10 protein-coding genes are annotated in these 11,984 nt (G+C 49.3%); 7 read left to right on the forward strand and 3 right to left on the reverse strand.

Translation table 11 applies throughout. The features are described from left to right. Window positions 1-9 precede the first annotated feature (9 nt). Window positions 10-327 carry a 2Fe-2S iron-sulfur cluster-binding protein gene (locus F569_RS0104825; RefSeq protein ID WP_026941275.1) on the forward strand — a complete coding sequence of 106 codons (318 nt, stop codon included), beginning with the start codon at window positions 10-12 and terminating at the stop codon, window positions 325-327. 3 nt (window positions 328-330) lie between these two features. Here the strand turns inward: F569_RS0104825 and F569_RS16550 are convergent, their stop codons facing one another. After that, complete coding sequence (locus tag F569_RS16550) at window positions 331-2,769, reverse strand: sensor histidine kinase (RefSeq protein ID WP_233353592.1); 2,439 nt, start codon at window positions 2,767-2,769, stop codon at window positions 331-333. Between the two features lie 100 nt (window positions 2,770-2,869). Then, on the reverse strand, window positions 2,870-4,222 hold the full coding sequence (glmM, locus tag F569_RS0104835) for a phosphoglucosamine mutase (protein WP_026941276.1): 1,353 nt from the start codon (window positions 4,220-4,222) through the stop codon (window positions 2,870-2,872). 300 nt (window positions 4,223-4,522) lie between these two features. Between glmM and gmd the strand changes: the two genes are divergently transcribed. Next, window positions 4,523-5,575, forward strand: coding sequence for a GDP-mannose 4,6-dehydratase (gene gmd / locus F569_RS0104840; RefSeq protein ID WP_026941277.1), 1,053 nt, complete (start codon window positions 4,523-4,525; stop codon window positions 5,573-5,575). Continuing rightward, window positions 5,572-6,507, forward strand: coding sequence for a GDP-L-fucose synthase family protein (locus tag F569_RS0104845; protein WP_026941278.1), 936 nt, complete (start codon window positions 5,572-5,574; stop codon window positions 6,505-6,507). The genes gmd and F569_RS0104845 overlap by 4 nt, the downstream gene beginning before the upstream one ends. On the opposite strand, the gene F569_RS0104850 is transcribed toward F569_RS0104845, so the two are convergent. Further along, window positions 6,504-7,868, reverse strand: a complete 1,365-nt coding sequence (locus F569_RS0104850; RefSeq protein WP_026941279.1) for an aldehyde dehydrogenase family protein — start codon at window positions 7,866-7,868, stop codon at window positions 6,504-6,506. The genes F569_RS0104845 and F569_RS0104850 overlap by 4 nt on opposite strands. Before the next feature lie 182 nt (window positions 7,869-8,050). Here F569_RS0104850 and ubiB point away from each other — a divergent pair, with 182 nt between their 5' ends. From ubiB to dut, 4 genes are read left to right on the forward strand one after another with little or no spacing between them, the layout of a single operon-like run. Beyond that, window positions 8,051-9,613 carry a 2-polyprenylphenol 6-hydroxylase gene (gene ubiB, locus F569_RS16555; protein WP_233353594.1) on the forward strand — a complete coding sequence of 521 codons (1,563 nt, stop codon included), beginning with the start codon at window positions 8,051-8,053 and terminating at the stop codon, window positions 9,611-9,613. Beyond that, on the forward strand, window positions 9,592-10,830 hold the full coding sequence (gene coaBC, locus F569_RS0104860; RefSeq protein WP_051279329.1) for a bifunctional phosphopantothenoylcysteine decarboxylase/phosphopantothenate--cysteine ligase CoaBC: 1,239 nt from the start codon (window positions 9,592-9,594) through the stop codon (window positions 10,828-10,830). The genes ubiB and coaBC overlap by 22 nt, the downstream gene beginning before the upstream one ends. Window positions 10,831-10,838: 8 nt before the next feature. Then, on the forward strand, window positions 10,839-11,519 hold the full coding sequence (locus F569_RS0104865) for a hypothetical protein (RefSeq protein WP_154813641.1): 681 nt from the start codon (window positions 10,839-10,841) through the stop codon (window positions 11,517-11,519). A gap of 3 nt (window positions 11,520-11,522) precedes the next feature. Next, window positions 11,523-11,984, forward strand: coding sequence for a dUTP diphosphatase (dut, locus tag F569_RS0104870; protein WP_026941282.1), 462 nt, complete (start codon window positions 11,523-11,525; stop codon window positions 11,982-11,984).

Raw genomic sequence — 11,984 nt, forward strand, 5'->3', positions numbered from 1 at the left:
AAACTGACTATGCCAAAAATCAATTTTGTTGATGCCCAAGGTACTTCACGTGAAGTAGAAACCAAAAACGGAACGTCCATAATGGAGGCAGCCGTTCAAAACATGATACCCGGCATTGACGCGGATTGCGGCGGCGCTTGCGCTTGCGCAACCTGCCACGTCTATGTGGCTGAAGGTTGGACAGAAAAGCTCAAAGCCAAGGACGATATGGAAGATTCTATGTTGGACTTTGCAGAAGACGTTCAGGATAATTCCCGCTTGTCTTGCCAAATTTTGATGAATGACGAGCTTGACGGCATCACAGTTAGTACGCCTGAGAGTCAGTAGGCTTTACGCGATCTTATCAAATAATTCTGGGTGCCCTGCGTCTGTCGGCGCTTCTTTTGGCAGATAAACTGTCACGTGAGTGCCCTCATTTTCTTCAGATTCGAGCTCGACCCATCCGCCGTGGCGTTCAACAAAACGCTGCACTAGGGCTAACCCTAGTCCTGCGCCGCCCCGGCTACTTTCAAAAGAACCGAAGACTTGTGGTTGGCGTTCAGTTGGAATGCCTACGCCGTCATCTTTCACCCAAATCATAACGCCTCCGCCCTCTGCCGCTCTGCCGCCGAGCTCAATACGGCCCCCTGGTTTGGTAAAGCGAAGTGCATTTGAGAGTAAGTTATAAACAACTTGCTTTAAGCGTGTTTCATCCGCACGGATGATGCCAACACCCTTATCGCATTTTAAATCCAAACTAATGCGCGTGTCTTCAGCCTTGGTCGCGACATAATCGAGCGAGTGTTCCAGAACACCGTAAATATCAACATCTCCTAATTCGAGATCCAAAACATTGGCTTCTATCGCGGCAATGTCGAGAATATCATCAATCGTTTTTGCCAAATCCTCTGACGCGCTTTGAATGGCAAAAACATACTCGCTCTGCTTGTCATTCATTTCCCCCGCCCCGCCATTTTGGAGGAAGTCGGAGTAGCCTGAAATCGTTGTCAGAGGCGTGCGCAATTGATAGCTCACATGACCAACAAATTCTGATTTCATTCGGTCAGCCTCCTCAAGAGCTTCAGCCCGTTCAATTAGCGCTGCTTCGGCGCGCCTTGAGTTCGTCACATCATCCCATGCGACAAGCGTTGCGCCATCAGGAAGAGGACGCGATAACCATGTCAGCATTCTGTTATCAGAGAGCGTGATCTCGCCGTCCACATGGCGCCGTACTTCTGGATTGGGATCGGTCGCCCGCGCTTTTAGGGACTTCCAGAACTCTGTATCATGATGAAGCGGTAAACTGGCTTCGATAATTTTAGAGAAACGCGGATTATCTTTAAGACTATCTTCTTCCAAATTCCACATCCGAGCAAAAGCAGCATTATGGATTTTTAATCGGCCATCTGTTCCAAACACTGTGATACCCTCGGAGAGCTTATCCAAGGTCGCCTTTTGCACATTGATAAGCGTGCCAAGCTGACTCTTCAGCATCATTGAGTCCGTCATATCCGAGAAGAGCAAAGATATCCCTCCATGAGGGTCACGCATTCGCACGAGACGCAATGTGCGGCTATCTGGGAGCGCCCAAAGCTCATCCGGCATCTCTTCGGGCCACTCAGTATAAAGAGCTAATTCACCTCGCTTCCACTCAGCATAATCTGATTGCGCCGGAAGCGAATCGCGCTCGCGCATATGATCAAGCCAGTCACTATGGGCAGGTCTGTCTTTGAACCACCCCGCATCAATATCGAATAAAGACGCAAAAGCTTTATTATGGAAACTCATGCGTTTATCAGCACCAAAAATAACAATAGCCTCATCCATTGCATTTAGCATTTCGTCATGGGCCCGAATATGACGTGTCAAAGTTTCCCGCAAAGACTCAGCTTCTGTGGCATCCATAGCTATGCCTGCAACGCCGCCTGACACAGGAAAGAGCGTCACTGATGTTGATTTATTCTGCCCGCCCAAAACGATATTGCGCATATCTTCAACGCGCTCATTCGTCGTTAAAACTCGTTTTGCCTGAAGTGAGGCCTGATCATCTAGATGGGTTTGTTTATCCAATACATCGCGCACATTTTTCGCCCCAACAGCATCGACATAAGCATCATTTACCCAGTTAATGCGTCCAGCCCCGGTCATACGCCAGAGCGGGAATGGCGCACGGCTCATCATCTCAATAAAAGCTACAGGGTCAACTTCCGCTGTGATGCGGTTATTCTCAAATCTTGAAATAGCTGTGCGTTCATCCTCCCCCCGAATAGAGGCATCTTCGAGCCAAAGCACGACTTGACGCCCGGCAACACGACCGTCAGCCTCAATAACATTACCCTCGGGCAGGACGATTGTAATGGAAAATGGCTCACCTTTACTGCGCAAGTTTGCAATATTTGTTCGCAAGGACTCGGTTTCATCTGACTCGCTAATGGTATTCAAATCCGCCAAACCGTTAAGCACCCGCTCTGCCATTTCTTTGGGTTTACCGGCTTCCGCAAAGCGCATCATTGAAGCCAAGGCTGCCGGCGAGCCATAAACGCGTGGCTTCCCCCAATCTGATTGCACGTCAGGCTTTGCTTCTTCCCATACCAAGATAAGGCCAGGATAAGCGCCAAAGACGGAGTCTAATTGCCCGATCTGCTGATCCAGTTCCGCACATTTTTGTTTCCAGCCTGCGGCTGCCCCATTCCCGTCCATACGCGCACGGAAGGCAAAGAGAGAGGCTAGCACAGCTAATAAAACAGCGCCCGCTGTGACAATTAAGTTGATATCGAGTGTTTCAGTCAACACCACTTCCCTCATGAGTTCCGTCTTGGCTTAGCCAAAAGACTGAGTCATGAAAAGCTTAGAATGCAAGAGAAAGGGCTGTCGTTGAATGAATAACAGCCTATGCTGCAATATTTTCGATAAATTTGGCTAAATCATTAGTAATTTTCTCAACTTGCGCACCGTCGTCACCCTCAGTCATAACGCGAATGAGCGGCTCCGTGCCTGACGCCCGCACCAAAACTCGGCCTGAATTACCAAACATAGATTGTGCATCTTCAATAGCAGATAAGACATCAGGGTGATCCATGGGCGAAGCACCTGAGTAGCGTACATTTTTAAGTAACTGCGGAACGGGATCAAATAATTTGAGAACCTCACTAGCGGGCTTACCGCTGCGAATAATTTCCGCCAAAACTTGAAGCGCAGCCACTGTACCGTCACCTGTCGGCGAAAAATCCGTCATTAAAAGATGGCCCGATTGTTCACCTCCGACGTTATATCCGTCAAGACGCATACGTGCGGCGACATGCCTGTCCCCCACAGCCGTTCTAATAAATGTGAGATTCTGATCTTGTATAAAGCGCTCAAGGCCCAAATTTGACATCACGGTCGCGACAATACCTGGCTTTGAAAGCTGCCCATTGGCCTGCCATCCTGTGCCGATAAGCGCTAGCAATTGATCGCCATCTATAACCTGACCCTTTTCATCGCACATAATAAGGCGGTCAGCATCACCATCTAAAGCAATACCAATATCTGCGCCTGATTCCAAAACTTTCTGCGAGAGTGTATCTGTGCAGGTTGAGCCGCATTCTGCATTGATGTTCATGCCATTCGGCTCAACGCCTATGGGAATAACTTCATCTGCGCCTAGCTCCCAAAGCGTGTCTGGAGCCGTCTTATAAGCTGCGCCATTGGCGCAATCGATTACAATTTTAAGACCCTCAAGGCGCATGTTTTTCGGGAAGGTCGATTTGACAATTTCTATATATCTTGCTTGAAAATCCTCATATCGGCGAACACGGCCTAGCTTTTCCGAGACGGCAAGACCCTCTTTCCACTTCTGATCCATAAAGGATTCTATTCGAAGTTCAGCTTCGTCTGACAGCTTACGCCCGTCAGGACCGAAGAGCTTAATACCATTATCAGAAAACTCATTATGGGAGGCGGTGATCATTACGCCCAAATCAGCACGGAGGCGCGTCGTCATGAGCGCGACACCCGATGTTGGGATGGGCCCGCATAACTTGACATCCATACCAACAGACGCAAAACCAGCTACCAGAGCAGGTTCGATCATATAACCGGATAGCCGCGTATCTTTTCCAATCACGACGGAATGACGTTTATTATCGCCATTCAAAAAATATTTTCCCGCAGCCATACCAAACCGCATGACATTGTCAGGTGTCATTTTCCCGACATTTGCACGGCCGCGGATTCCGTCCGTTCCAAAGAACTGTTTTTTCATACTCATCTTGGGTCCCACCCACACAATTTCTTGTGCTTTGCAATAAAATAAGTGTCATATTTGGTATGAACCAAATATGTCCACATTATGTTTTTCACCCCTGAAAGACGATAATGCGGTATGTTTCATGACAAAAAATTGTTAAAAAATCAATGCTATCGTGCTGACCTTTTACAGTTCCTGCCAGTTTTTATACAGTTTCAACCTCGTGACTACATCTGGATTTATACCATTAGATGTGACATGCGTCACATTTTACCGCAAAACTACCTGAAATGCATTTAGGACTCGCTTGATAATATGACAAAAACAGCACTCATTACAGGCGTAACCGGTCAAGACGGCGCCTATCTCGCGCGGCTATTGCTGGAAAAAGGCTATATCGTACATGGCGTGAAGCGTAGAGCGTCAAGCTTTAACACCTCTCGTATTGACCCTCTCTACGTTGATCCGCATGTGGACGGCGCAAAATTCTTTCTTCATTATGGCGACCTGACGGATAGTACAAATTTAATCCGTATAGTCCAAGAAACGCAGCCGGATGAAATCTATAATCTGGGCGCGCAAAGCCATGTCCAAGTCAGTTTTGAGACGCCTGAATATACGGCTAATTCAGACGCCGTGGGCACGCTACGAATCCTGGAAGCCATCCGCATTTTGGGATTGGAGAAAACATCAAAATTTTACCAAGCCTCTACATCTGAGCTTTACGGTAAAGTCGTTGAAACACCTCAATCTGAGACAACGCCTTTTTATCCCCGTAGTCCATACGGCGCAGCAAAGCTTTATGCGTATTGGATTACAGTTAATTACCGCGAAGCTTACGGTATTCATGCCTCGAACGGTATTTTATTTAATCATGAAAGCCCGATGCGCGGGGAGACTTTTGTCACGCGAAAAATTACCCGCGCCGCCTCTCGCATTAAACAGGGTCTCGAAAATGTGCTCTATCTGGGCAATCTGGATGCCAAGCGCGATTGGGGGCATGCCCGCGATTATGTTGAAGGCATGTGGCGAATTGTTCAGCAGGACACAGCCGATGATTTCGTGCTTGGCACGGGCGAGCTTCACAGCGTGCGTGACTTCGTCCAGAGCGCTTTCAAACATGTAGATATGACTATCGAATGGTCAGGTGAAGGCACAGATGAAGTCGGTATTGATAACACTAGCGGTAAGACAGTAGTCAGAATTGACCCGCGCTATTTCCGCCCCGCTGAAGTCGAGCTCTTATTAGCGGACCCATCAAAGGCCAAACGCGTCCTGGGCTGGGAAGCCACGACGCATTTTGATAATCTTGTGAGAGAGATGATGGAACATGACATGGCCGAGGCGAAAAAAGAGGCCGCTAAATGAGCTATAGTCTTGCTGGAAAAAAAGTCTGGGTTGCAGGCGGAAATGGCATGGTGGGTAGCGCCATTATAAGACGATTGGATGCCGAAAACCCTTCTGATATACTCACTGTCTCTTCAAGAAATTTGGATCTCAGAAACCAGTCGGCAACGCAGAACTGGATTGCCAAGAACAAACCCGAAGCCGTGTTCATGGCGGCAGCTAAAGTAGGCGGGATACACGCCAATAACACCTATCCAGCGCAATTTCTCTATGACAATTTGATGATGGCGGCGAATGTGATTGAGGCGTCTTGGCAAGCGGGCGTTGAAAAACTCCTCTTTCTCGGCTCCTCTTGTATTTATCCAAAGATGGCCCCTCAACCTATCAGCGAAGACAGCTTGATGACAGGGCCATTAGAGCCGACAAATGCAGCCTATGCGATGGCCAAAATTTCAGGCATTTATTTGTGCGAGACATATCGGCGTGAATATGGCGCTGACTTTATTTCGGCCATGCCGACAAACCTTTATGGGCCGGGGGATAATTACCACCCAGAAAATTCCCATGTTATTCCGGGACTAATACGCCGCGCTCATGAAGCTAAAATCAGTGAGGCAAAATCGCTTTCAGTTTGGGGCAGCGGAACCCCGCGGCGAGAATTTCTCAATGCCGATGATTGTGCCGACGCGCTTGTCCATGTCATGAAGAATTATTCTGACTCTGAGACTATCAATATCGGGAGCGGAACTGATATGACCATCGCGGAATTGGCGACAACTATTTGCAAGGTTGTCGGTTTTGAGGGCGAACTCCACTTTGACACGTCAAAACCAGACGGTACCCCGCGCAAATTAATGAGCGGCGCAAAATTACAGGCCATGAATTGGTCGCCAAAAATTAATCTACCCGACGGCCTATCTGCAGCTTATGCTGATTTTAAAGCAAATGCCTAAGCGATATAAACTGTCTTTATGTTACAAAACGCACGAATGCCTTCTGCCGCTAATTCCCGGCCATAACCAGAGCGCTTGATGCCACCAAAGGGCAAATGCGGATTAGAGCCCGACATCGCATTTACAAAGGTCCCGCCTGCTTCAAGCTCGTTTATGGCTTTTTCTTGCTCGTCAGCCTCATTTGTAAAAATGGCGGAGCTCAAACCAAATGGCGAGCTATTCGCAATGGTGATAGCTTCGTCCAAATTTTGGACTTTAAATAAAAGCGCGACGGGCCCGAAAATTTCTTCATGATAAGCCTTCGAGTCCTTTGAAATGTTTTCGAGTATTCCTGGCGTGAAAAAGAACCCTTTACCGCCACGTTTTTCAGCCCCCGTAACGCGAATAGCGCCGTCTTTTAGAGCATTGTCAACCTGAGCTGAAATCTCTTCATAGCTGCCTTTATTCACGAGCGGGCCTATATCCGTATCTTTCTTCATCGGATCGCCGACTTTGAGCGCTTCAAAGCTAGCTTTCATACGGGCTTTGACATCCTCATAAATATCGGTGTGAACAAAAAAACGTTTCGCGGCGATACAGCTCTGACCATTATTTTGTGTGCGCGCCGTTGTCCCAGTTTCAACAGCCTTTTCGATATCCGCTGAGGGCATAATGATGAAAGCGTCAGAGCCGCCCAATTCCAAGACCGTGGGCTTAATTTCCTCACCGCAAATAGAGGCAACAGATGCGCCCGCCGGTTCAGAACCTGTCAGCGTCGCCGCTCTTACCCGCTCATCACGCAAAATGCGCTCTACCTTTGCTCCGCCGACAAGTAATGTTTGAAAAGCCCCGTCAGGGAAGCCGGCGCGTTTAAATATGTCTTCAATATAAAGCGCACATTGTGGGACGTTCGAGGCATGTTTCAAAAGGCCTGTATTTCCCGCCATCAATGCAGGAGCCGCAAAGCGTATGACCTGCCATATGGGATAATTCCAAGGCATAACCGCAAGTACCGGCCCTAGGGGCAAATATTTTCGATAAGATTTTTTAGCCTCTGTCTTTACAATTTCATCGGAGAGATGCTCAGAAGCTTTGTCCGCGTAATACTCTGCACCAACTGCGCATTTTTTAACCTCTGCTATGGCCGCAAGATATGTTTTCCCCATTTCCAATGTGATGATTTTAGCAAGGCCTTCAGCCTCGTCGCGAAGAATTTTTGCGGCGGCCCGCATATGTTTTGCGCGCTCCTCAATCGGCCAGTTGCGCAGTTCTTGATGGGCGACAACAGACTTCGCAATAGCCAGATCAACCTGGGCATCACTGTGAGGTTCAAATGTTTTTATAATCTCTTCAGTCGCCGGGTTTTGGGTTTGAATAGCCATATCTCTTTTGCCTCACGTTTATTGGTCATTATCTAATGCATAAGGAGCCTTTTCGTTTCTCGAAAGAATGTCAAAGTGAATTATGCTTATTCAGGAGGAAAATTATGCCTCTGCTAATATAACATAGGTCCTGTGCGCATTTATCCATATACCCTTAAAGCTTAGGCCCCTATAAGGCCGCTATGATGAAACGCATTTCGACATTTTTGCGTATGCTGCGCACGGGGTGGGTACTGACCCGCCACGACGCCTTAGTCCCGCGTGAATATGCGGGCGTTGTTCCGTTTCCCGTAAAGCTTTTGGGCGGTGTCTCTCGAATTTTTGCGATTAGAGGTCGGGCTACAAATCCCGGGGAACGCTTTGCCAATGCGCTGGAAAAGCTTGGACCCGCTTATATCAAATTCGGGCAAATCCTCTCTACTCGCGGCGACATGCTTGACCCTGTCTTTGTCAAAGGCCTTTCGCGCTTAAAGGATAAAGTCCCGCCCTTTCCTATGGCCAAGGCTGAAGAGGCGCTGAAAGCCGAATGGGGTGTGCCGTGGCAAGAAAAAATGACAAGCCTATCGGAGCCCATCGCCGCAGCCTCTGTGGCGCAGGTTCATAAAGGCGAGCTGAAAACTGGCGAAACGGTCGCCGTTAAAATCCTTCGGCCCAATATTCAGCGGCGCATGCGAAATGACATGGATGTGCTGAAAATGGTCTCTGCTTTAGCCGAGTTTTTCGTGCCAGACTCCAAACGTCTCGGCCCCAAGAAATTTGTAGAAACCGCAGACCGCGCCGTGATGTTGGAACTTGATCTACGCCTTGAGGCCGCCGCCTGTTCCGAACTCTCCGAAGCGGCCGCTGATACGGGCTTGTATAAAGTCCCGGACATCCATTGGAGCCTCGGCGGAAAAAACGTCATGGTCACGCAATGGATTGACGGCACGGCGCTATCGGACGACTCCATCCTAAGCCGACCTCAGACCGAACGCACAGAAATTGCCCGCAAAGTGATGCAGAGTTTTCTTGCATGCTCTTTTGATTATGGGGTCTTTCACGCAGATATGCATGAAGGCAATATGATTGTTAGTGATGATGGCACCTTGTGGCTCATTGATTTTGGCATTCTGGGCCGCCTGGCCCCCAAAGAACAACGCTTCCACGCGGAAATTCTCTATGGCTTTTTAATGCGCGATTATCAGCGTATTGCCGAAGTCCATTTCGAAGCAGGCTATGTTCCTGCCCATCATACTATTGAAGATTTCGCCAGCGCCTTACGTTCCGTGGGCGAACCTATCTTTGGCCAGACAGCTGAGAATGTCGCCATGACCAAAGTCCTTGTGCAGCTTTTCGAGATCACCGAAATCTTTGACATGGAAATGCAGCCGCAATTAATCATGCTACAAAAAACTATGATGCAGACCGAAGGTGTTTGCCGACGCCTCGATCCGAATTTCGATATGTGGGAAATTAGCCGCCCAATTGTCGAAGCCTCCATGCGCCGCGAGCTTGGCGTGGAAGGCCGCGTGAATGATCTCCTCACAGGATTAGATAAAGCCCGCCGTACCCTAGAGCGCCTGCCCGATGCGACGGAAAACATCGCCGCACTGGCGAAGGCTTGGGCAGACGGCGAAGTGGACCTCTCCAAAGGCCCCCTAAATACGCAAACCACGACTAAGCCCTCACCATGGAAACCTATTGCTTATGCCGGCACAGGCGCGGTATTAGCTCTAGGCGGCGTATGGGCCGCAACGCAGCTTTAGGTACCGTTTTGAACAAACGCATACTCTTAATTATCGGTGGCGGCATTGCTGCTTATAAATCGCTCTTCCTTATTCGTGTGCTGGCTAAGCGCGGGATTGCCTCTCGGGTTATTATCACGCGGGGCGGGACGGAATTTGTAACGCCTTTATCTGCGGGCGCCTTATCGGGTGATAACGTTTATTCTGATTTATGGGACCTGACCGACGAAGCCGAGATGGGGCATATTGAACTCTCGCGCTCTGCTGACCTTGTTGTCGTTGCGCCCGCCACCGCCGATATCATGGCTAAAGCCGCCCATGGCATTGCCAATGATCTCGCTACCACAACCCTTCTCGCCACGGATAAGCGCGTGCTTTATGCGCCCGCCATGAATGTGCGCATGTGGGAGGCCGCGGCGACACAGCGCAATATTGAGACGCTTAAAAAAGATGGTGCGCTATTCATTGGCCCGGATGCCGGCGCGATGGCCTGCGGGGAATTTGGGGAAGGCCGTATGGCGGAACCCGAAGAGATTGCGGATGCGATTGAGGCCGCACTTAGAGGTGTGACGACTTTGGACGGCCTGAAAGGCCCAAAACCGCTGAACGGCAAATCCGCCCTCGTCACCGCTGGCCCAACGCGTGAACCGATTGATCCAGTGCGCTATCTGTCCAATCACAGTTCCGGCAAGCAAGGCTATGCCATTGCGGGCGCTCTTGCCGATTTAGGCGCGGATGTAACGCTTATTTCAGGCCCCGTATCCATCAGACCTCCAGCCAATGTAAATTTGGTGAAAATCGAGACTGCAGTTGAAATGCTGGCCGCCTGCAAAGCAGCCCTACCTTCAGATGTCTTTGTCTCTGTCGCAGCCGTTGCGGATTGGCGACCTGCAGAATGCGGCGCCAAAAAAATCAAGAAAAACGGTGATTCTCCTGCACCGCTCATCTTGGAGGAAAATCCTGACATCCTGAAAACACTTAGTACCGCTGAAAATCGTCCCTCACTCGTCGTCGGCTTTGCCGCCGAGACCAATGACGTCATTAAACACGCCACTGCGAAACGACTGCGTAAAACATGTGACTGGATTGTCGCGAATGATGTATCAGGCGACGTCATGGGCGGGGATCATAATAAGATGATCCTTGTAACGGAAGACGGTGCCGACGAATGGCCTCGCCTGTCCAAACAAGACAGCGCCAAACGTTTGGCTGCTAAGATTGCGGAGCATTTTGCATGAGAATTTTAATGACAGCAGTACTTCTCTCTATCGCCTCACCTGCTTTTGCAGATAACATTGCTGGCTGCGAAGTCGTCTTGATGGAAAAAATTGAGCAAGAAGGCGTTGAAGGCACAGCTGAAGTCGCGAGCTTTCGCCCTGCCGCAGATTTCATTGCCAGCATCTATGACGACGAAACCGAAGTGCTAAGGGAGATTGACGGCCTTCCCATTCGCGCAGTGATGTGTGAGCGGAAAAGCGTTGTTCCATCATTACGTGATTTCCCAATAATCGCCACAGGCACGCCTTTTATGATTTCCCAAAATTTTGACAGTACACAAACGGGCCTGACCACCATCTACTTTAAAGACGGCGAATTTCGCACCGACTATAAAGGACCAGACCTAGCGGGCGAAACAGAGGCGAAAATGAAAGACCGGCTTGAGGTCTTTAACTTACAGCCTAATGATCTGGCAGAAAAAGAAAAAGCTATGTTGGCGAAATCGGCAGAAGAGACAAGCCAAGATCTATTAGTAGAAAAGCCCTCAGAGGAGAAAACCTCAGAAGTAGAAACCTTAACAGAGGACATAATCAAAGAAGAATCCACAGAAGAAGATATGAGCAGCAATGACATGGCGTCCGAATCTGAGGACAAGACAGAGGCTTCTACAGAGGCCGAAACGCCAGAGGAGCCCGAAGACGTAAAATAAGGCCTGTCCATGTCACTCACCGTAGAAATTAAACAGCTCGCACATTTTGGCGACCTTGAACTTCCTAAATATGAAACAGTATTAGCAGCGGGCGCAGATATTCGCGCCGCTGTCCCGGAACACGCCCCGGTGGTTTTGCAACCTGGCGCTCGCGCTCTTGTCCCGACTGGTATGGCTATGGCCCTCCCCGCAGGATATGAAGCGCAAATCCGGCCACGTTCAGGCCTTGCGTATAAGCACGGTATCACATGCCTGAACACACCTGGCACGATTGATGCAGATTATCGAGGTGAAGTGAAAGTTTTACTGATTAATCACGGCGATACTGCTTTCACAATCAATCGCGGTGAACGCATCGCACAAATGGTCATCGCACCCATAACGCAGCCAGATTTTGAGGCTGTGACAGAATTATCAGAGACTGTGCGCGGTGCGGGCGGCTTTGGGAGTACAGGAACACAGTAA

The organism is Hellea balneolensis DSM 19091, from assembly GCF_000428525.1.
Taxonomy (GTDB): Bacteria; Pseudomonadota; Alphaproteobacteria; order Caulobacterales; family Maricaulaceae; genus Hellea; species Hellea balneolensis.